The sequence below is a fragment of the Burkholderia reimsis genome, from assembly GCF_003294055.1.
GTDB lineage: Bacteria > Pseudomonadota > Gammaproteobacteria > Burkholderiales > Burkholderiaceae > Burkholderia > Burkholderia cepacia.
Window position 1 is genome coordinate 51213 of the sequence record NZ_QMFZ01000014.1, and the last position, 20327, is coordinate 71539.

Annotated in this window: 15 protein-coding genes; 2 read left to right on the forward strand and 13 right to left on the reverse strand. The window is 69.2% G+C overall.

What is annotated here, in order from left to right:
- Positions 1-68: 68 nt before the first annotated feature.
- From nagE to DPV79_RS17840, 11 genes are all read right to left on the reverse strand, one after another.
- Positions 69-1838 carry an N-acetylglucosamine-specific PTS transporter subunit IIBC gene (gene nagE, locus DPV79_RS17790; RefSeq protein ID WP_021161277.1) on the reverse strand — a complete coding sequence of 590 codons (1770 nt, stop codon included), beginning with the start codon at positions 1836-1838 and terminating at the stop codon, positions 69-71.
- A gap of 97 nt (positions 1839-1935) precedes the next feature.
- The gene (gene ptsP, locus DPV79_RS17795; RefSeq protein ID WP_113046074.1) at positions 1936-4518 is read right to left on the reverse strand and encodes a phosphoenolpyruvate--protein phosphotransferase; all 2583 of its coding nucleotides are present in this window, start codon (positions 4516-4518) and stop codon (positions 1936-1938) included.
- A gap of 15 nt (positions 4519-4533) precedes the next feature.
- A complete protein-coding gene (locus DPV79_RS17800) occupies positions 4534-5541 on the reverse strand; it encodes an SIS domain-containing protein (protein WP_048025680.1) in 1008 nt (335 codons plus the stop codon).
- Positions 5534-6637 (reverse strand): N-acetylglucosamine-6-phosphate deacetylase, encoded by a 1104-nt coding sequence (nagA, locus tag DPV79_RS17805; RefSeq protein WP_048025681.1) that lies wholly within the window; start codon positions 6635-6637, stop codon positions 5534-5536. The genes DPV79_RS17800 and nagA overlap by 8 nt, the downstream gene beginning before the upstream one ends.
- Positions 6638-6735: 98 nt before the next feature.
- Positions 6736-7470 carry a GntR family transcriptional regulator gene (locus DPV79_RS17810; protein ID WP_027789079.1) on the reverse strand — a complete coding sequence of 245 codons (735 nt, stop codon included), beginning with the start codon at positions 7468-7470 and terminating at the stop codon, positions 6736-6738.
- Positions 7471-7791: 321 nt separating this feature from the next.
- Positions 7792-10995: an error-prone DNA polymerase gene (locus DPV79_RS17815; protein ID WP_113046075.1), complete on the reverse strand. Its 3204-nt coding sequence runs from the start codon at positions 10993-10995 to the stop codon at positions 7792-7794.
- A gap of 6 nt (positions 10996-11001) precedes the next feature.
- Entirely contained in the window at positions 11002-12507 is a 1506-nt protein-coding gene (locus DPV79_RS17820) for a Y-family DNA polymerase (protein WP_113046076.1), read from the reverse strand.
- Entirely contained in the window at positions 12440-13147 is a 708-nt protein-coding gene (gene imuA / locus DPV79_RS17825; protein ID WP_027789072.1) for a translesion DNA synthesis-associated protein ImuA, read from the reverse strand. The genes DPV79_RS17820 and imuA overlap by 68 nt, the downstream gene beginning before the upstream one ends.
- A gap of 330 nt (positions 13148-13477) precedes the next feature.
- Positions 13478-14272: an ABC transporter ATP-binding protein gene (locus tag DPV79_RS17830; protein ID WP_048025685.1), complete on the reverse strand. Its 795-nt coding sequence runs from the start codon at positions 14270-14272 to the stop codon at positions 13478-13480.
- A gap of 1 nt (position 14273) precedes the next feature.
- The gene (locus DPV79_RS17835) at positions 14274-15170 is read right to left on the reverse strand and encodes an ABC transporter permease (RefSeq protein ID WP_021163152.1); all 897 of its coding nucleotides are present in this window, start codon (positions 15168-15170) and stop codon (positions 14274-14276) included.
- Between the two features lie 139 nt (positions 15171-15309).
- Positions 15310-16275, reverse strand: a complete 966-nt coding sequence (locus DPV79_RS17840; protein ID WP_059498612.1) for an ABC transporter substrate-binding protein — start codon at positions 16273-16275, stop codon at positions 15310-15312.
- A 333-nt stretch (positions 16276-16608) separates the two neighbouring features.
- Between DPV79_RS17840 and DPV79_RS17845 the strand changes: the two genes are divergently transcribed.
- Entirely contained in the window at positions 16609-16917 is a 309-nt protein-coding gene (locus DPV79_RS17845; protein WP_021164244.1) for a VF_A0006 family four-cysteine protein, read from the forward strand.
- 108 nt (positions 16918-17025) lie between these two features.
- Here DPV79_RS17845 and DPV79_RS17850 read toward each other — a convergent pair whose 3' ends face one another.
- Together DPV79_RS17850 and DPV79_RS17855 are read right to left on the reverse strand one after the other, a co-directional pair.
- A complete protein-coding gene (locus tag DPV79_RS17850; protein WP_048025688.1) occupies positions 17026-17841 on the reverse strand; it encodes a MetQ/NlpA family ABC transporter substrate-binding protein in 816 nt (271 codons plus the stop codon).
- Between the two features lie 204 nt (positions 17842-18045).
- Positions 18046-19683 (reverse strand): methyl-accepting chemotaxis protein, encoded by a 1638-nt coding sequence (locus DPV79_RS17855; protein WP_113046102.1) that lies wholly within the window; start codon positions 19681-19683, stop codon positions 18046-18048.
- 225 nt (positions 19684-19908) lie between these two features.
- Here DPV79_RS17855 and DPV79_RS17860 point away from each other — a divergent pair, with 225 nt between their 5' ends.
- A complete protein-coding gene (locus DPV79_RS17860) occupies positions 19909-20199 on the forward strand; it encodes a YciI family protein (protein ID WP_059498613.1) in 291 nt (96 codons plus the stop codon).
- The last annotated feature ends 128 nt before the right edge of the window (positions 20200-20327 follow it).

Here is a 20327-nt window from a genome sequence, read left to right on the forward strand (position 1 = left end):
ATCGCAAGCCGTTTTCGTTTTGCCGGCCGGCCCGAATCCGCATCGCGGATCGGGCCGGCCTGGTCACATCAGGCCGGCTGCGCGGCCGCCCCGCTGCCCGACGGCGGCAGGCGCGCGCCGAGCTGTTCGGCGTAGCGTGCCGCCGCATTGCCGCAGACGATGTGGAACGTGTCGAGCGACACCCACGCGACGTCGAGCGCGCCGAGACGATCGCGATCGACCGCCGACGGATCGCGCACGACCACACGCAGGCGCGTGGTCGCGATCGCGTCGAGCGACACGACGTTGGTCGCGCCGCCGAACACCGCGAGCCAGCGCGTCGGCTCCGGATCGAGCGGACCGGCGGCCGCACCCGTGACGGGTTGCGCCGCGGCGGCCGTCGCCGTCGACGCGGCACCGGTCGCGCCGCTGCCGATCGCGGCACGCATCTCGTCGGCAATGATGTCCGCCTCGGGCCCGATGATCACCTGCACGCTGTTGCCGCCGCGCTTGAGCACGCCGCGCGCGCCGATCGACTTCAGTTCCGGCTCCGAGACCTTCTCCGGATCGACGACGGTCAGGCGCAGGCGCGTCGTGCATGCGTCGACGACCGACAGGTTGCCGGCTCCGCCGAGCGCGGCGATGTAGCGCTGCGCGCGCGGCGCGGCAGCCACCGCAGCGGCGCCCGCCGCCGGCGCGACGAAGCCGCCCGATGCGTACGATTCGGCGGCCGCGTCGGCCGATGCCGGCTCACGGCCCGGCGTAGCCATGTTGAACTTGCGGATGAAGAAGCGGAACAGCCCGTAATACGCGGCGCCGTACGCGATGCCGAGCGGGATCGCGATCCAGCCCTTCGTCGACAGCCCGTAGTTCAGCACGTAGTCGATCGCGCCGGCCGAGAACGTGAAACCGAGCTTCACGCCGAGGATCTGGCAGATCGCGAGCGACAGCCCCGTCAGCACCGCGTGGATCACGTACAGCACCGGTGCGAGGAACATGAAGCTGAATTCGATCGGCTCGGTCACGCCGGTCAGGAACGACGTGAGCGCCATCGAGAACAGCAGGCCGCCGACCATCGCGCGGCGCTCCTTCGGTGCCTCGTGCAGCATCGCGAGACACGCGGCCGGCAGGCCGAACATCATGATCGGGAAGAAGCCGGCCATGAAGGTGCCCGCGGTCGGGTCGCCCGCGAAGAAGCGGTGCAGGTCGCCGTGCACGATCTCGCCGCCGGCGGGCGGCGTGAAGTTGCCGAACACGAACCACGCGAGCGAGTTGATGATGTGGTGCAGGCCCGTGACGAGCAGCAGGCGGTTCAGGAAGCCGAACACGAACGCACCGATCGCGCCCGCCGTCGTCAGCCACTGGCCGGCCGCGTCGATCGCATGCTGGACCGGCTGCCACACGTACCCGAACGCGATGCCGAGTACCACGCACACCAGCCCCGTGATGATCGGCACGAACCGCTTGCCGCCGAAGAACGCAAGGTAGTCCGGCAGCTTGATGTCCTTGTAGCGGTTGTACAGCAGGCCCGCGACGACACCCGCGATGATCCCGGACAGCACGCCCATGTTCAGCTTGGGATCGATGTCCTTCATGATCGCGGTTTCGATCAGGTAGCCGATCGCGCCCGCGAGTGCCGCCACGCCGTTGTTGTCTTTCGCGAAACCGACCGCCACGCCGATCGCGAACAGCAGCGGCAGGTTGTCGAAGATCGCGCCGCCGGCGTCGGCGATCATCTTGATGTTGAACACGTCAGGCTGGCCGAGTCGCAGCAGGATGCCGGCGACCGGCAATACCGCGATCGGCAGCATCAGCGCCCGGCCCAGGCCCTGTATTTTCAGAAACGGATTCCCGTTCATTCAGTCCTCCAATCCTTGTCTCGTCGTTAAGCGTCGTTAATCGTCGTTGAGCTGACTGCCTTCGTCGTAATACGGGTCGCGAACCTGCCGTCGACGCTCAGTCGAGCGGCCAGGCCTCGCGACTTGCTGCCCTTACCGCCTGTGCCGAATCGAGCGCGAGCAGATCCTGCGCGCGCTGACGGCACAACTGGTAATCGAGACGGCGCACACGCGCCTTGATGCCCGGCACCGATACGGGGTCGACCGACAGCTCGGTCACGCCGAGGCCCACCAGGATCGGCACCGCGAGCGGATCGCCGCCGAGCGCGCCGCACACGCCGACCCACTTGCCGTGCTTCGCGGCACCGCGCACCGCGATGTCGATCAGGCGCAGCACGGCCGGGTGCAGGCCGTCCGACTGCGCGGCCAGATCGGCCTGGCAGCGGTCCATCGCGAGCGTGTACTGCGTCAGGTCGTTGGTGCCGATCGACAGGAAATCCGCGTGCTGCGCGAGCTGGTCGGCCAGCAGCGCGGCCGACGGCACCTCGATCATCACGCCGACCTCGACCGGCTCGGTGCGGCCCTGGGCGCGCGCGAATTCGTCGATGCGCTTTTTCAGGCGCACGAGCTCGCCCGCGTCGGTCACCATCGGCAGCAGGATGCGCACCGCGCCGAACGGCTTCACCGCAAGCAGGCCCTGCAATTGATCGTCGAGCAGGTCGGGGCGCACCTGCGCGAGACGGATGCCACGCAGGCCGAGCGCCGGGTTCGGTTCGGGCGGCAGCGTGAGGTAATCGACTTCCTTGTCGGCGCCGACGTCGAGCGTGCGGATGATCGCCGTGCGGCCCTGCAGCGCGTCGACGATCGACTGGTAGCTCTGCTGGTGCTCGACGACCGTCGGCGCGGCCTGGCGATGGATGAACATCAGCTCGGTACGCAGCAGGCCGACCGCGTCGGCGCCGTTGTCGACCGCGGTGTTCGCATCGTCGAGCGTCGCGATGTTCGCGGCGACCTCGATCGCGCGCCCGTCGACGGTGGCGGCCGCGGCCCCCGCCAGTTGCCGGTTCGCCTCGCGCACGCCGTCCAGGCGCTGGCGCTCGTGCCGCGCGCGCTCGACGTCGAGCGCGGTCGGCGCATGTTCGAGCCGGCCCGCGCTCGCATCGACGACGACCTGCGTGCCGTCCGGGATCGCGTACAGCGCATCGCCGACCGCCACCAGCGCCGGAATGCCGAGCTGGCGCGCGATGATCGCCGCGTGCGACGTCGCGCCGCCGCGCGCCATCACGAGCGCGGTCACGCGCTGGCGATCGAGCGACGACAAATCGGAAGGCGTGAATTCCTCGGCCGCGAGCACCGCCTCGTCGGGCAGCGCACGCGCGGCACCGTTCGTATGACCGAGCGCGCGCAGCACGCGCTTCTCGATGTCGCGCAGGTCGGCCGCGCGTTCGGCGAGCAGCGCGTCGTCGAGCTTCGACAGCGTGTCGATCTGCGTGCGGATCGTCGCGCGCCATGCGAAGCCCGCGCTCTTGCCGAGGCTGATCAGGTCGCGCGCCGCGTCGATCAGCGTCGGGTCTTCCAGCAGCACGCGGTGCACCGCGAAGATGCCCGCTTCGCCGACCGCGCCGCGCGCCGATGCGTGGCGCACCGTTTCGTCGAGTTCGGCGTCGACGGCCTTCAGCGCCTGGTCGAGCTGGCGGCTCTCCGACGCGGGCGTGCCGGCGGCCTGTTCGGGCGGCACGATCTCCGCATCGTCGAGACGCACCAGCGTGCCGACCGCGATGCCGGGTGCCGCGCACACGCCCGCGAGCGTATTCGGGTCAAGGGGTTCGCCGACGTTGCGCGCAACCGTCTGCGGCGCGGGCGACCTCAGCCGCGCCGGCTTTTCCTCGACTTCGCCGTGCGCTTCGCGCAGCAGCTCGTGCTCGACCGCATCGACGGCCTGCTGTGCGTGCGCGCCACGGCCGACCAGTTCGACCGTCGCGCCTTCGCCCGCACCGAGGCCGAGCAGGCCGACGACGCTCGCGATCGACGCCTTGCGGCCGTCGAACAGCACGTCGACGGTCGCGTCGAACCCGCGCACGGCTTCGCGCGCACGCGCGGCCGGCCGTGCGTGCAGGCCACCCGGCTGGGCCAGCACGATTTCACGGCGCACTTCGTGATGCGCCGCTGCGCCGGTTTGTGCCGCCTGCGCAGCCGCTTCGCCCTTGCCGCGCAACGTGAGCAGCGGCGTCTTGCCGGCCGTCGCGAAGCCGCTGGCACGATCGACGACCTCGAACGCATCCGAGTTCGCGATCGCGATCACCGACACGAGCGAATGCGCGCTGCGCGCCACCGCGTCCTGGTCGAACTCGATCAGCAGCGCGCCCGCCTCGACATGCGCGCCGGCCTCGACGTGCGCGGTGAAGCCCTGCCCGTTCAGCTCGACGGTGTCGATGCCGATGTGCAGCAGCACTTCCGCGCCTTGCGGCGTCGTGATCGTCACCGCGTGGCCGGTGCGCGCGAGATGCGACACGACGCCCGCGCACGGCGCGACGAGCTGGCCCGCGAGCGGGTCGATGCCGATGCCGTCGCCGAACATCCCGCCGGAGAACACCGGATCGGGCACGTCGGCCAGCGCGACGATCGGCCCGGTCAAGGGGCTGAGCAGGACGATCTGATCATGGGTGGAACTCTTCAACTGGGACTCCTCGGCGCGTCTCATCGGCTGTCTCGGCTATCAGTGCGTTTCGGTGACTTTGTTCAGGTGGCGCGGTGTGTCGGGGTTGCGGCCGCGCGCGACGGCGAGATCCGCCGCCATCACGTAGAACGAAAGAATGGCGGCGATCGGGTCGAGCGCCGAATGGGCGGACTGCGCGAGCGGCAAGGTCGCGCCGGGCGTGCCGGCGGGCGCCGCGAGCAGCACCGCGGCGCCGCGTGCGCGCATGTCCTGCGCGAGCTGCAGCAGGCCGGCCTGCTCGGGGCCCGGCGGGGCGAACACGAGCAGCGGATAGTCGCGGTCGATCAGCTCCATCGGGCCGTGACGGACTTCGGCGCTCGAGAACGCCTCGGCCTGGATACCGGAGGTTTCCTTCAGCTTCAGCGCGGCTTCCTGCGCGATCGCGAGGCCCAGGCCGCGGCCGATCACGATCATCCGCTCGACACCCGCCAGCGCGGCGACGGCCTGCGACCAGTCGAGCCGGCCGGCCTGCGCGAGCACGTCGGGCAGGCCGCGCAATGCGGTCATCAGCGCGGCGTCGCGCTGCCAGTACGCGACGATCTGCGCGGACAGCGACAGCATCGCGATATAGCTTTTCGTCGCGGCGACCGACAATTCGGGGCCGGCGAGCAGCGGCAACTGGTGCTCGCACGCGTCGGCGAGCGGCGACGGCAGCACGTTCACGGCGGCGACGGTGCGCGCGCCGGCTTCGCGCAGCGCGGCCATCGTGTTGACGAGATCGGGGCTCTTGCCCGACTGGGAGAAGGCGATCGCGAGCTGGTCCTGCACCTTCAGCGGCGCCTGCTGCAGCGTGGCGACCGACATCGGCAGCGACGCGACCGGCACGCCGAGGCGGCTCATCGTCAGGCTCGCGAAATAGCTCGCGGCGTGATCCGAGCTGCCGCGCGCGACCGTCAGCGCGACGGCCGGCGGGTGATCGAGCAATTGGCCGGCGAGCGCTTCGACGCGCGCGGTGTCGGCGATCTGCGCGGCGACGACCTGGGCGGACTCGCGCGCTTCCTTAAGCATATTCGACAATCGATTCTCCTTCGACGTAGGTCGCGGTGAGGTTCAGGTCGCGATCGAACACCGCGAGGTCGGCCCATGCGCCGCGCTCGAGGCGGCCGCGATCGGCGATGCCGAGGTAGTCGGCCGCATAGCGCGACATCCGGTTCGACACATCGGCGATCGGCAGGCCGAGCGACACGAGGTTGCGCAGCGCCTGGTCCATCGTCAGCGTGCTGCCGGCGAGCGTGCCGTCGGCGAGACGCACGCCGCCGAGGCACTTCGTCACGTGCTGGCTGCCGAGCCGGTATTCGCCGTCGGGCATGCCCGTCGCGGACGTGCTGTCGGTCACGACGTACAGGCGCGGGATCGCGCGCAGCGCCGCACGAATCGCGCCCGGGTGCACGTGCAGCAGATCGGGAATGATTTCCGCGTATTCGGCATGAGCAAGCGCCGCGCCCACCAGGCCGGGGTTGCGGTGATGCAGCGGCGACATCGCGTTGAACAGGTGCGTGAAGCCGCACGCGCCGTGCTTGAGCGCGGCCACCGCGTCGTCGTAGGTCGCGAGCGAATGGCCGAGCTGCACGCGCACGCCGCGCGCGGCCATCTCGCCGATGATCTCGATGTGGCCGGCGATTTCCGGCGCGAGCGTGACGACGCGGATCGGCGCGATCGACAGGTACTTCAGCACTTCGTCGAGCACGGCCGAGACGGCCGCGTCGGGCTGCGCGCCGAGCTTGCCGGGGTTGATGTACGGGCCTTCGAGGTGCACGCCGAGCACGCGCGCGCCGCCCGGCGTGCGGGTACGCGCGACGCTGCCGAGGTTGCCGACGACTTTCATCAGTTCGTCGCGCGGCGCGGTCATCGTCGTCGCGAGCAGGCTCGTCGTGCCGAATTGCGCGTGCGTGCGGGCGATCGTCTCGATCGCGTCGCCGCCTTCCATCACGTCGGCGCCGCCGCCGCCGTGCACGTGCAGGTCGATGAAGCCGGGCAGGATGTAGGGCGCGTCGTTCTTCGCGGGATCGACGGGCTTGCCGTCGAGTGTCGTGATGCGGCCGTTCTCGCTATCGAGCGAACCCTGAATCCAGCCGTCGGGGGTAAGGATGTTTCCAGTCAGCATGACGTTCTCTTGATGATCTGGTGACGCGGGTATCCGCGTCGTGATTTGCAATTCCGTGTCGTTGCTTCACGGCTGTCGCGCGCGGGCAATCTCGCGCGTCAGCGTTTCAGTTCGGCGACGAAGTCGTAGTAATCGTCGCGGCAATACGTTTCGCTCACTTCGATCGCGCGCTGGTCGGCACCGTAGCCGATCCGCGTGATCACCAGCAGCGCCGAGCCCGGTTTCACCGCCATCCATTTCGCGATCGCGTGGGTCGCGTTCGCCGCACGAAAGTGCTGCAGCGCGCGCACGACGGTCATCCCGCGCGCGTCGAGGTACTCGTACAGCGACGCACCGAGCGCCTGCGGATCGGGCACCACCGCGGCCGGCAGCGTCGAGTGCTCGACCGCCATCACGATGCCGTCCGCGCGGCGCAGCCGTTCGAGCCGCGCCACCGTCGCGCCGGGGGCGAGGCCGAGATGCGTGATCTCGTCGCGGCTCGCGGCGCGCAGCGTGCGCGACAGCCATACCGAATCGGGCACGAAGCCGCGCTGCTTCATCTTCGCGGTGAAGCCGACGAGACGCGACAGCGGATCGGCGACGCGCGGCGTGATGAAGCTGCCCGCCCCGCGCGCCCGCTTGATCAGCCCCTGCTCGACCAGCAGCGCGAGTGCGCGACGGGCCGTGATCCGCGATACGCCGACCGACACCGACAGCAGCCGCTCCGACGGCAGCGCCTCGCCGGCCCGCCACGCGCCGGCGTGGATCGCGCTCGCCAGATTGCGGGCGAGCTGCAGATAGAGCGGCGTATCGCTGAGGGGATCGGGCGCCAGTTCGGACCAGCCGGTTTCCATGTGCCTCCGGGTGTCGGACGACGACCGCAGGCCGTCGAAAGTGAGGGCATTATATAACCACCATAATACCAGTCAACGAACTGGTATTAGCGACGCGGAAATCGCCGAAAGCCTTGCCCGGCAAGCGTTTTAGTTGCGAGAAAGCCTTTGTTTACAACGCGATGCGGGATAGGGATTTACCCGGATTGGTATGCAAGGGGACAGTTCAAGCGCCGGATTTGCCGGGTTCGGAGGGATGGAAACGATACCGGAATAGAACCAGTTCGGCCGACTGGTATGCATCGACGTCGAGGGTGCCGGTACGACGGGGGCACCCCGGCATCAATGGAACTCGCGGCTCGACGTGCGCAGGCCGCCGAGCAGCGGCGTCAGATCCTCGAAATGCTGCGCGACGAGGTGCCTCACGTCGCTCGCGACCTGCCACACGCCGGACACGGCGAGCAGCCGCGAATCGAGGGTTTCGCGGCGCTGCCGCGCGAGCAGCTCGGGCCGGACGATCAGGTTCACGCAGCCGGTTTCGTCCTCGAGCGTCATGAACATCACGCCTTTCGCGGTGCCCGGCATCTGCCGTGCGGTCACGAGCCCGCACGCGCGCGCGAGCCGGCCGTCGGACCGGTCGTGCAGTTCGGCCGCGGACGACAGCCGCCGCGCGCGCAGCTCGGGCCGCAGCAGCGCGACCGGGTGGCGGTTCAGCGTGAGGCCGGTGGTGTGATAGTCGGCGAGGATGTCGTCGGCCTCCGACGGCGCGCCGAGTGCCGGCTTCTCCGCTTCGTCGATCGGTGCGGTCGCGAGCAGGTCGCGCTCGGGTGCCGCTGCAACCGCTTGCCACAGCGCGTCGCGGCGGTGGCCGGCGAGGGTCGCGAGCGCGTTCGCGGCGGCGAGCGCCTCGAGATCGCGGCGTTCGAGCTGCGCGCGGCGCGCGAGAGTGTCGACGTTGTCGAAGGGGCCTGCCGCGCGTGCGGCTTCGATCCTGCGGACAGCGGCTTCTCCCAGACCGCTCACGAGCGACAGCCCGAGCCGGACGGCCGGCTGTCCGTGCGGAGGCGGCTGGCCGGGCAGCGCTTCGAGCGATGCCTCCCAGCCGCTTTGCGTGACGTCGATCGGCAGGACCTGCACGCCGTGACGCTTCGCGTCCTGCACGAGTTGCGACGGCGGATAGAAACCCATCGGCTGGCTGTTCAGCAATGCGGCGAGGAAGATCGCCGGTTCGTGGCATTTGAGCCAGCTGCTGGCGTAGGCGAGCTTCGCGAAGCTCGCCGCGTGGCTCTCGGGGAAACCGTAATCGCCGAAACCCTTGATCTGCTCGAAGATCTGTTCGGCGAACTCGGGCGGGTAATCGCGCTCGCGCATCCCGTCGACGATCCTGCCGTGATATTGCTCCAGATTGCCCTTGCGCTTCCACGCGGCCATCGCGCGACGCAACTGGTCGGCCTCGCCGGCCGTGAAGCCGGCCGCGATCATCGCGATCTGCATCACCTGTTCCTGGAAGATCGGCACGCCGTACGTCCGTTCGAGTGCGGGCTTCAGGTCCTCCTTTGGATAACTGACCTTTTCGAGGCCCTGGCGTCGTTTCAGATAGGGGTGCACTGCCCCGCCCTGGATCGGCCCCGGCCGCACGATCGCCACCTCGATCACCAGGTCGTAATAAGTGCGCGGCCGCAGGCGCGGCAGCATCGACATCTGCGCGCGCGATTCGATCTGGAACACGCCGACCGTGTCGGCGCGGCAGATCATGTCGTAGGTTGCGACGTCATCCTTTGGAATGTGCTTCAACGTGAACGGCTTGCCGTCTGCCTTCGGCGGGCCTCGCCATGCGGTGCGCATGTCGAACGCGCGATGCAGCGCCGACAGCATGCCGAGCGCGAGCACGTCGACCTTCATCAGCCCGAGTGCTTCGAGATCGTCCTTGTCCCACTGGATCACGCGCCGCCCGTCCATCGCCGCGTTCTCGACCGGCACGAGCCGCGTGAGCTTGCCGCGGCTGATCACGAAGCCGCCCGAGTGCTGCGACAGATGGCGCGGGAAGTTCAGCAGCCGCGCGGCGAGCCGGGCCCACGCCTGGATGAGCGGCGTCTCGGGATCGAGCCCGGTCGTCGAGAATTGCTGCAGCAGGTCGCGACTGCCGTCGAACCAGCGATGCGCTTTCGCGACGCGATCGACCAGCACCGGATCGACACCGAGCGCCTTGCCGGTCTCGCGCAGCACGCCGCGCGGGCGATACGTCGATACGGCGGCGGCGAGTGCGGCGCGATCGTGCCCGTACTTCTCGTAGATATGCTGAATCACTTCTTCCCGGCGCTGATGCTCGAAATCGACGTCGATATCGGGCGGCTCGCCGCGCTCCACGCTGATGAAACGCTCGAACAGCATCGTGCTCTGATCGGGATCGACCTCGGTAATGCCGAGGCAATAGCAGACCACCGAGTTCGCCGCCGAGCCGCGTCCCTGGCACAGGATGTTCTGGCTGCGCGCGAATTTGACGATGTCGTAGACGGTCAGGAAGAACGGCTCGTAATTCAGTTTCGCGATCAGGGCGAGTTCATACCGGATCTGCCTGGCTACTTTCTCCGGCACACCATTCCAGTAACGCCGGGCCACACCCGCCCAGGTCTCCTGCTTCAGATAGCTCGTCGGCGTATGCCCGCGCGGGACGAGTTCGAGCGGGTATTCATACTTCAGGTCATCGAGGGAGAAATTGCAGCCGTCGAGCATCGTGCACGTTTCCGCGATCTCTTCCGGCGAAAACAGCTTCCCGATCCGCCCGCGCGCACGCAGATGCTGCTCCGCATTCGGCGCGAGCGCATAACCGCATTCCGCGACAGGCATCCCGACACGGATCGCCGTCATCACGTCCTGCAGTTCCTTGCACGAGCGCCGGTGCATCGTCACGTCGCCGAGTGCGACGATGCGCACGCCGCGCCGCTCGCCGGCCGCACGAATCTCCTCGCGCTGCGCACCGTCCAGCGCGCGCTGCAACTGCACGAGCCCGAGCCGTGCACGTTCGCCGAACGTCGCGCGAAACCATGCGACCTGTGCATCGAGCACGTCCGCACGCACCGGATACCCGGGCACGAGAATCGCGAAGCAGTCGGGCATGCCGCGCAGGTGTGCGAATGCCTCGGGCGGCCTCGACAGCATGTGCGACGTCAGCGTGTACGTCCCCTTCGGCGCTTCCATCCGCCGCCACGAAATCAGCTCGGACAGGTTGCCGTAGCCTTCCCGATTCTGCGCGAGCAGCACGAGCCCGAACGCGCCGGGGCCCGGATCGTGGCCCGGTGCGACTTCATCCGGTGTGACTTCGAAGTACGAACCGATGACGAGCGGCAACCCTTTCGCCTTCGCCGCGACGTGCATGCGCGGTGCACCGGCGAGCGAGCATTCGTCGGTGATCGCGATCCCGCGATAGCCGAGTTCCGCCGCACGCTCGACCAGTTCTTCCGCATGCGACGCGCCATGCAGGAACGAAAAGTTCGAACGGCAGAACAACTCCGCGTAATCGGGCAGCCAGCTGAATTCCGCAACCATGACCGTTCACCCGAACAGGCCGTGCAGGAACCAGCGCGGCTCGGCCTCGCTCGCTGCCCGCTCCTTGAACACCCAGTAGCACGCACCGGTTTCGTCCTGCGCGACGTGGTAATCGCGTGCGGCGAGCTGGCCATCGAACCACCCGGCCTCGATCCGTTCCACCGACGACATCATCCTGAGCGGCGTATGAAATACCGGCCGCTCCCCCCGCATCAGCAGCGGCAGCGGCTCGTCCAGCAACCACGCGGGCCTCGGCGGCACGGCCGGCGGCCCGCCGGCCGGCTTGCCGGCCTGCGCATCGAGCGGCAGCCAGCGGTTCGCGGCCTCGGGCCGGTGATCGGCGACGGGTGCCGCGCGCAGCACGTTCTCCGCGCCGAGCCGTGCGACCAGCAACTCGAACAGCCGTGCGCGCGTCTCTTTCGTGCCGCCCGGCTCGGGGAACAGATCGTCGGCCGGCGGCGCGACCGATTCGACGCGCGTGGCCTTCAGACGCACCGCGATCACCGCGGCCGGCAACTCGACGCGCGCGAGCCGCTCGCCGAGCAGCCGCATGAAATGCGTCTCGTCGCGCACGGGTGCGGCGAACGCGAGTTCGAGCGGCGTCGGCGGCACGGCCTGACGGCCGCGCTCGTGCTCGAGATCGAACGTCATCGCGGCCAGCGACAGCTGCCGCGCGGCCAGCCAGCCGCACAGCTGCACGACGAGCCGCCGCGCGGCGAACAGCACGGCTTCCGCGTATTCGACGCGCTCCGGCAATTCGAGCCGCACGTCGAACACCGGCGGCACCGCCATCCATGCGAGCGGCTCGACCGCATCGCCGTACGCGCGATCGAGCGCGGCCAGCAACGCGGGACCGCAGCGGCGCTGCAGCCCCGCGCGCGGCAGGTTGCGCAGGTCGGCGAGCGTGCGGCAGCCGAGGCCGTCGAACCAGCCCGCATACGGACGCGCATCGGGCAGCAGCACGCACGGCAGCCTGTCGAGCGAACGCACGAGCGACACCTGGCCGGCGACGCGGCGCCGGAGGCGTGCACGGGCCGACACGCGCGCGAGCAGCCACGCGCCACGCCCGGTCGGTGCGGCGGACAGGCGCGCCGCATAGCCGAGCGCCGCGAGCGTCGCGCGCACCTGTCGGCACAGCGACGGCAGGCCGCCGAACAGGCGCAGGCTCGGGCCGACGTCGACGATCAGCGTGGCTTCGTCGTCGAGCGCAACGCACGGCGAAAAGCGCAGCAACGCGAGCGCGACCGCGCGCAGCGCATCGGCCTCGCGCGCGGGGTCGCGTTCGACGAGCCGCGTGTGCGGCGCGAGCGTGAGCACGCCGCCGCGCTTCATGCCCGCGCGCACGCCCTGCCGGCGCGCGGACGCATCGGCAATCAGCACGACACCCTGCTCGAGCACCGCGCAGCCTGCTTCGTCCGCTTCGTCTACGCGTTGCGCCGCGCCGTCAGACGGCGGCGGGGCGCACACGTCGAGCGGCAGGCGCGGCAGATGGATGCCGAGCAAGACGCGCATAGCGGCTCTCCACGATGGGCGACGGCAGGTCGAGCACGAGCGGCTCGCCGCGTGCGGGGCCGCGACGCTTGACGATGTCGAGCGACACGCCGCCCGGCACCGGATACAGCGCGACACGCAGCACGGCCGGCGACGGTTGCCGCGCGGCCGACAGCGGACGCAGCATCACGAACAGCGTGTCGCCCGTGCGCGCGGCCGCGAGATGCAGGCGCCGCAGCGCATCGGGCCGCGCATCCTGCCAGAGCAGCAGCGCGCCGCAGCACCCCGTCTTGAGCGCCTGCTCGGCAGCCCACAGCGCATCGGTGCGGCTGCCGGCACGCAGCCACAGCAGTGCGTCGGACGGTACGCCGAGGCTGGCGAGCGCGGTCGCATGCGGCGCTTGAGGCGGCGCGACGAGCGCAAGCGGACGACGCGCGCTGACGGTGCGTGCGAGCGCGGGTGCGAGCAGCCGCATCTCGCCGCAGCCCGGCTGCGCGGCCAGCAGTTCGACGAGCCCGCCGACCGGCCAGCCGCCGCCCGGCAACTCGGCCGACAGCGGGGCGAAGCCGGTATCGATCGTGCGCGGGCCGCCGCGCGCGAGCTGGGAACCGCGCCAAAGGGACGGATGAAGGGATTCGGGAGAAATGGAGGATGCGAGCATGACGCCACCCACAACTGTATGGATATACAGTATATGGCAATGCGCTCGCGTCGCACAGCACCGGCGCGAAACCGGTTTTCGTCAGAGGAAAAACGACGGGCAAGCCGGCGCGGTCGTCATGTTACGCCGCACCGGAGCGGGTATGGCCGGATCGTGCCGCCCGAACGCGCGCCACCGCCAACCGGGCCGAATTGCCGACCCGCCGCGCCACCCCAATTCGTCGGGCTGATTCGTCGGGCCGATTTGTCGACCCGACTCGCCGGGCCGGCACGCCACCCCTCACGCGAACCGGCACGATGCAACACCCCGCGCCGGCCCGCCAGCCGCCCGTCAGCCGAGCAGCAGCGCGTCGTCGTCGAGCTGCTCGTGACGCACCTTCTCGAACATCTGCAGCAGGTCCGGCACGTCGAGCCCCTTGCGCGCGTCGCCCGACACGTCGAGCACGACCTGCCCCTGGTGCAGCATCACCGTGCGGTCGCCGTAGTCGAGCGCCTGCCGCATGCTGTGCGTGACCATCATCGTCGTCAGCCTGCTCTCGGCGACGATGCGCGCGGTCAGCTCCAGCACGAACGCGGCCGTCTTCGGGTCGAGCGCGGCCGTGTGCTCGTCGAGCAGCAGGATCCGCGACGGCCGCAGCGACGCCATCAACAGGCTCACCGCCTGCCGCTGGCCGCCCGACAGCAGCCCGATCCGGTCGGTCAACCGGTTTTCCAGCCCGAGGTTCAGCAGCCGCAGCTTGTCGCGGAACAGCTCGCGCGACGGCCGGTCGAGCGCCGCGCGAAAGCCGCGCCGCGCGCCGCGCGCCATCGCGAGCGCCATGTTCTCCTCGATCGTCAGCGCCTCGCAGGTGCCGGCCATCGGATCCTGGAACACACGCGCGACGAGGTGCGCGCGATCCCACGCGGCCTTGCGCGTGACGTCCGTGCCGTCGATCGAGATGCGTCCCGCATCGACGGCCTGGTCGCCGCTGATCGCATTGAGGAAGGTCGATTTGCCGGCGCCGTTCGAGCCGATCACCGCGACGAACTGGCCGTCGGGAATCTCGAGCGACAGCCCGCGCAGCGCGCGCGTCTCGATCGGCGTGCCGGGATTGAACGTCAGTTTCAGGTCTTGTGCGGACAGCATGTCAGGCCCCTCCGTTCTTGCGCGCGAACAGCTTCTTGCGCGTTGCCGGCAGCACCAGCGCGATCGTGACGAGCGCGGCCGTCACGAGGTTCAGGTCCTGCGCCTTCAGGCCGATGAATTCGCTGTTCAGCGCAAGCGCGATGAAGAAGCGGTAGACGATCGCGCCGAGCACGACGGCGAGCGTCGTCAGCACGAGCCGGCGCGCCGGCAGCAGCGTCTCGCCGATGATCACCGCGGCCAGCCCGATCACGATCGTGCCGATCCCCATCGAGATGTCCGCGCCGCCCTGCGTCTGCGCGAACAACGCACCGGCGAGCGCGACGAGCGCGTTCGACAGCGCCATCCCGGCGAGCGTCGCGCGGCCGGTCGCGATGCCCTGCGCGCGCGCCATCCGCGGGTTCGCGCCGGTCGCGCGCATCGCGAGGCCGAGCTGCGACGAGAAGAACCAGTCGAGGCCGAGCTTCGCGACCACGACGACGATCGCGAGCAGCGCGGGGCGCAGCACGTAATCGGGCATCCAGTCGGGCTGCAGCACGGTGAAGACGGTCGGCTCGGTGATGAGCGGCACGTTCGGCCGGCCCATGATCCGCAGGTTCACCGAATAGAGCGCGATCATCATCAGGATGCTGGCGAGCAGGTCCATGATCTTCAGGCGCACGTTGAGCCAGCCGGTGATGAAGCCGGCCACCGCGCCCGCGACGATCGCGATGCAGGTCGAGCTGAACGGGTCGTAGCCGGCGGAGATCAGCGTCGCGGCGACGGCGCCGCCGAGCGGAAAGCTGCCGTCGACGGTGAGGTCGGGGAAGTTGAGGATGCGAAACGAGATCAGCACCCCGAGGGCGACGAGACTGAAGATCAGGCCGATCTCCAGGGCGCCCAGAAACGAGAACAGAGACATGATGGGGAAATCCTGTTGCTTCCCGGCCGGACGTGTACGGCCGGGCGAAGCGAACGGGCGGCCCCGGGTGGGAGCCGCCCGTCCGGCGGTGTCGTTCAGGCCCGGATCGGGCCTGCAGGCGCGGCGGTCGGGCCGCGGCTTACTTGATGACCGTCTTCGCGTCCTTGAGCAGATCGGGCGCGAGCGTCACGCCCTGCTTCGCGGCCGCGCCCGTGTTCGCGAACAACTCGAGGTTGCTGCTCGTTTCCGACGCGATCGCGCCCGGCTTCTCGCCCTTCAGGATGCGCGCGACGACCTTGCCCGTCTGGCGGCCGAGGTCGCCGTAGTTGATGCCGAGCGCCGCGATGCCGCCGCGCTTCACGCTGTCGGTGTCGCCGGCGACGAGCGGGATCTTCGCTTCGTTCGCGACCTTCACGAGCGCTTCGTACGCGGACACGACGTTGTTGTCGGTGTTCGTGTAGATCACGTCGACCTTGCCGATCAGGCTTTTCGCGGCCGGGCCGATGTCGACGGTGCGCGGCGCGGCCGCTTCCTTCAGCGTCATCCCCTGCTTCGCGAGGATGTCCTTCAGCTCCTTCACGACGACGACCGAATTCGCCTCGCCCGGGTTGTAGACCATGCCGACCGTCTTAGCGTTGGGCACGACGCGCTTGATCAGCGCGACCTGGCGATCGAGCGGCAGCTTGTCGGACACGCCCGTCACGTTGGTGCCCGACGGGCCCCAGCCCTTCACGAGCTGCGCGGCGACCGGATCGGTCACGCCCGAATAGACGACCGGCACGCTCTTCGTCGATGCAACCACCGCCTGCGCGGCCGGCGTCGCGATCGCGACGATCACGTCGGGCTGGTCGCCGACGAACTTGCGCGCGATCTGCGCGGCCGTGCCCGTATTGCCCTGCGCGCTCTGGTATTCCCACTTGAGCTTGTCGTCGCCGTAACCTTCCGCCTTCAGTTCGGCGCGCACACCGTCGCGGATCGCATCGAGCGCCGGGTGGTCGACGATCGACAACACCTTGACGGTCTGGGCGTGCGCGGCACCGGCCAGCGCGAGTGCGGCCACGCCGGCCGTGATCGAACGGATCGCGAAAGTCTTGAAACGCTTCATGGGTGTGTCTCCCCCGTATTGTGTCGGTTCTGGATGATGAATTTCCGCCGCCGTCATGCGGGCGCCGCCACACGTGCGACGCGGTGGTGGCCGGCCCGTGCGCGCCCCGGGAAGGTGCGCAGCGGCGAACGCACGAGGATACCATTTCCGCAGACCACCGCCTGACTCCGAGCTTTCTTGAAAAGGCCGGGCCGTGGCGCCCGCCGGGGCGCCGCCACCGCGCGCGAAGCCCGGCCGGCGGCGGTTTCGGCCGGCCCCGGCGCAACGCGTCAGCCGTGCTCGCGGCTTTACGTTATGCTGTCGGCCGACCCAGTCCACGCCATCGGAGGCGACATGAAACGGGGGATCCGAGCCATCGCATTCGCGGCTGTCGCGCTGGCGTTGCCGGGAGCGGCGTTCGCGCTGACCGACGGCAGCGCGCAATACGACGACTGCATGCTCAATGCGCTGCGCGAGAGCCGCAACGGTGCGGCGGCCCAGTTGATCCAGCGCTCGTGCGACGCGCTGTACCGCAACAACGCGATGCTGCTGCCGCGCGAGCGGCGCTTTCACGAGTGCGTCGTGCAGTCGCTGCCGGGCGTGCGCGACAACTATGCGATCCAGCAGATCATGTCGATCTGCTCGCGGCGCGGCGAGATGTGAGACAGCGCCGAACGCGGCATCCCGCGCCCCCCCGACCGGCCGCGCCAATGAAAAAGGGCCTGCGCGATGCAGGCCCTTTCGTTCAGCTGTCCGGCCGGTGTGCGACGTTCAGAACGACGCGACCATCGAGCCCTTGAACTGCTTCTTGATGAATTCGCGCACTTCCGGCGACTGGTACGCCTTGACCAGCTTCTTCACCCACGGCTGGTCCTTGTCCTTCGCGCGCACGGCGATCAGGTTCGCGTACGGGCTCGTCAGCGATTCGAGCGCGATCGCGTCCTTGGTCGGCTGCAGGTTCGCGGCGAGCGCGTAGTTCGTGTTGATCACGGCCGCGTCGACGTCCGACAGCACGCGCGGCAGTTGCGCGGCGTCGAGTTCGGAGATCTTCAGCTTCTTCGGGTTCTCGGCGATGTCGAGCACCGTCGCGTTGTTGCCGCCCGTGCCGGCGCCCGCCTTCAGCTTGATCACGCCTTGCGTCTGCAGTAGCAGCAGCGCGCGGTTCTCGTTCGACGGATCGTTCGGCACCGCGAGCTTCGCGCCTTGCGGCAGGTCCTTCAGCGTCTTGAACTTCTTCGAGTACACGCCGATCGGCGAGATGTAGGTCAGGCCCGCGCTGACGATCTTGTAGCCGCGCTGCTTCACCTGGCTGTCGAGGTAGGGCTGGTGCTGGAAGCTGTTCGCGTCGAGGTCGCCCGAATCGAGCGCCGCGTTCGGCTGCACGTAGTCGTTGAACTCGATGACCTTCACGTTCAGGCCTTCCTTCTCCTTCGCGACCTTCTGCACGAGCTGCCACACTTCCGCATCCGGGCCGGCCACCGTGCCGACCTTGATCACCTTGTCTTCGGCGTGCGCGCCTGCCGACAGCGTCAGCGCTGCGCCGGTGGCCAGCACGGAAAATACCTTCAGGAGACTGCGACGCTTCATCTGTTTCTCGCTTTCTTGCTTACTGGAAATAGGGCGCGATACGGGTAAGCCCCGACTCGCAGGAAGGGGCAAATGGTGTCACAGGATCGGCGGGAAGTGAAATACATCCCGCTCATATGGGTATGCACCGCAGCGGTGCCGGCGGCAGCTGCGCGACTCGGCCGTTAGTTGCGTTTGAGCGACGTGCGCGTCAGCCGGTGCGCGTCACGCCGCCGTCGCACGGTCGGCCGCCTTCGTGCCGAATGCAGGCTCGCCCCTCTGCCCGCCGGCCCGGCGCGGCGACAGGCCGTCTGCATCGACGACCCGGAACGCGCCGACCGCATCGCGCAGCCGCGCGGCCTGTTCCTGCAGCGACGCGGCCGCCGCCGCCGCTTCCTCGACGAGCGCCGCGTTCTGCTGCGTCACCTGATCCATCTGCGTGACCGCGCGCCCGACCTGCGTGATACCGCTCGCCTGCTCCTCGGACGCGGCCGCGATCTCGCCCATGATGTCGGTCACGCGCGCGACGGCCTGCAGGATCTCGCCCATCGTCGTGCCGGCCTGGCCGACCAGCGTCGAGCCGTTGCGCACGCGCTCGACCGAGTCGACGATCAGCTCGCGGATCTCCTTCGCGGCCGTCGCGCTGCGCTGCGCGAGCGAGCGCACTTCGCCCGCGACCACCGCGAAGCCGCGGCCCTGCTCGCCCGCGCGCGCGGCTTCGACCGCCGCGTTCAGCGCGAGGATGTTGGTCTGGAACGCGATGCCCTCGATCACGCCGATGATGTCGGCGATCTTGCGCGAGCTGTCGTCGATCTCGCCCATCGTGCCGATCACGCGGTTCACGACGTCGCTCCCCGTGCGCGCGATCTCCGATGCGTTGTTCGCGAGCCCGCTCGCCTGTCGCGCGTTGTCGGCGTTCTGCTTCACCGTCGCGGTCAGCTGCTCCATGCTCGCGGCGGTTTCCTCCAGCGACGCGGCCTGCTCCTCGGTGCGCTGCGACAGGTCGTCGTTGCCGGCGGAGATCTGGCGGCTCGCCGACGCGATCGATCCGGCCGACTGGCGAATCCCGCCGATCGTCGCCTGCAGGCGGGCCTGCATGTCGTGCATCGCGGCCATCATGCTCGTACGGTCGCCCGCGCGCACGGGCACCGGCTGCGTCAGGTCGCCCTGCGCGATGCGCGCCGCGAGCGCGGCGGCTTCGTCGGGCTCGCCGCCGAGGCTGCCGCGCACGTTGCGGATGATCACCAGCATCGCCGCGCTGATCACGAAGCCGATCACGAACACGACCGCGAGGTGGCCGAGCAGCGTCCGGTAATAGATGGTGTCGATGTCCTTCAGGAAGACGCCGCTCGAGATGTTCCAGTCCCACGGCGTGAAGCGCGTGACGTAGCTGATCTTCGGCACGGCGGTTTCGCTGTGCGGCAGGCGCCCGCGGTACTCGGCGAAGCCGCTGCCGGTTTCCTTCGCGGCGTTCAGGATCGTGACGAACAGCGGCTTGCCGTCCGGGTCGAGATAGTCGCCGACCTGCGTGCCGACCAGCTTCGGCAGCGTCGGATGCATCAGCACGACCGGCTTCGAGTCCATCACGAACACGTAGCCCGAATCGCCATAGCGCATCGCGGCCAGGCTCGCGAGCGCGTCGCGCTTCGCGTCGGCCTCGGGCAACGTGCCGCCCTGCGCGAGTGCGTGATACGCCTTCACGATGCCGGCCGCCGAGTCGACGAGATTCGCGATGCCTGCCTTGCGTTCGGCGAGCATCGTCGCGCGCGTCTCGTATGCGCTCCATGCGCCGACGCCCAGGAGACCGATCCATACCAGCGCAAGCGCGAGCCACAGCTTGCGGTTCAAACTCATTCTGCTCATCTGCGTGCCTTTGTCGATGTCGATGCGCACGCTGCGCGCGAACGGCCCGCCCCGCGCAAACGCTTGCCTTTTTATTTACGGCACCGAGGCTTACAACTTGAATACGCGCGGGTGCGGCGAACCGCCGGTCGGTCGGCCGCCCGCAGCGCGACAGCCCGCATCCGCTGTGCTAAAAAGACCGGCTGGCCGGCACACGAGGAGCCGGCACCATTCCGGGGGCCATCCATGTACGTCATCGACATCCACTACACCGCATCGCTCGAACACATCGACGATGCGCTCGAACGCCATCGCGCATTCCTGCAGCCGCAGTTCGACAAGGGCATCTTCATCGCGGCCGGGCCGAAGGTGCCGCGCGAAGGCGGCGTGATCCTCGCGGCCCGCATCGATCGTGACGAGCTGGACGCGATCCTGAAGACCGATCCGTTCGTCATCGAGGGGCTCGCCACGTATCGCGTGACGGAATTCCGGATCACGCGTGCCGCATCCGGCTTCAACGTACCCGCGCTGCCGTAACGCGACATGCGACGCGTGCGCGATGCGCGCGCCGACACGCCGCCCGACGGGCGGCGCATGCGAACAACGAGGAGAGAACCAGGGTGATGGCGCGTGACGGCCGTCACGCGCTACGCCGGGCCGGGCGC

Coding starts and splice junctions, on each gene's coding strand:
- DPV79_RS17845 (WP_021164244.1), top strand. CDS start 16,609: ATGAAACGGGGGATCCGAGCCATCGCATTCGCGGCTGTCGCGCTGGCG.
- DPV79_RS17830 (WP_048025685.1), bottom strand. CDS start 14,272: ATGCTGTCCGCACAAGACCTGAAACTGACGTTCAATCCCGGCACGCCG.
- DPV79_RS17840 (WP_059498612.1), bottom strand. CDS start 16,275: ATGAAGCGTTTCAAGACTTTCGCGATCCGTTCGATCACGGCCGGCGTG.
- nagA (WP_048025681.1), bottom strand. CDS start 6,637: ATGCTGACTGGAAACATCCTTACCCCCGACGGCTGGATTCAGGGTTCG.
- DPV79_RS17835 (WP_021163152.1), bottom strand. CDS start 15,170: ATGTCTCTGTTCTCGTTTCTGGGCGCCCTGGAGATCGGCCTGATCTTC.
- ptsP (WP_113046074.1), bottom strand. CDS start 4,518: ATGAGACGCGCCGAGGAGTCCCAGTTGAAGAGTTCCACCCATGATCAG.
- DPV79_RS17810 (WP_027789079.1), bottom strand. CDS start 7,470: ATGGAAACCGGCTGGTCCGAACTGGCGCCCGATCCCCTCAGCGATACG.
- DPV79_RS17820 (WP_113046076.1), bottom strand. CDS start 12,507: ATGCGCGTCTTGCTCGGCATCCATCTGCCGCGCCTGCCGCTCGACGTG.
- DPV79_RS17800 (WP_048025680.1), bottom strand. CDS start 5,541: ATGCTTAAGGAAGCGCGCGAGTCCGCCCAGGTCGTCGCCGCGCAGATC.
- DPV79_RS17855 (WP_113046102.1), bottom strand. CDS start 19,683: ATGAGCAGAATGAGTTTGAACCGCAAGCTGTGGCTCGCGCTTGCGCTG.
- imuA (WP_027789072.1), bottom strand. CDS start 13,147: ATGCTCGCATCCTCCATTTCTCCCGAATCCCTTCATCCGTCCCTTTGG.
- DPV79_RS17815 (WP_113046075.1), bottom strand. CDS start 10,995: ATGGTTGCGGAATTCAGCTGGCTGCCCGATTACGCGGAGTTGTTCTGC.
- nagE (WP_021161277.1), bottom strand. CDS start 1,838: ATGAACGGGAATCCGTTTCTGAAAATACAGGGCCTGGGCCGGGCGCTG.
- DPV79_RS17860 (WP_059498613.1), top strand. CDS start 19,909: ATGTACGTCATCGACATCCACTACACCGCATCGCTCGAACACATCGAC.
- DPV79_RS17850 (WP_048025688.1), bottom strand. CDS start 17,841: ATGAAGCGTCGCAGTCTCCTGAAGGTATTTTCCGTGCTGGCCACCGGC.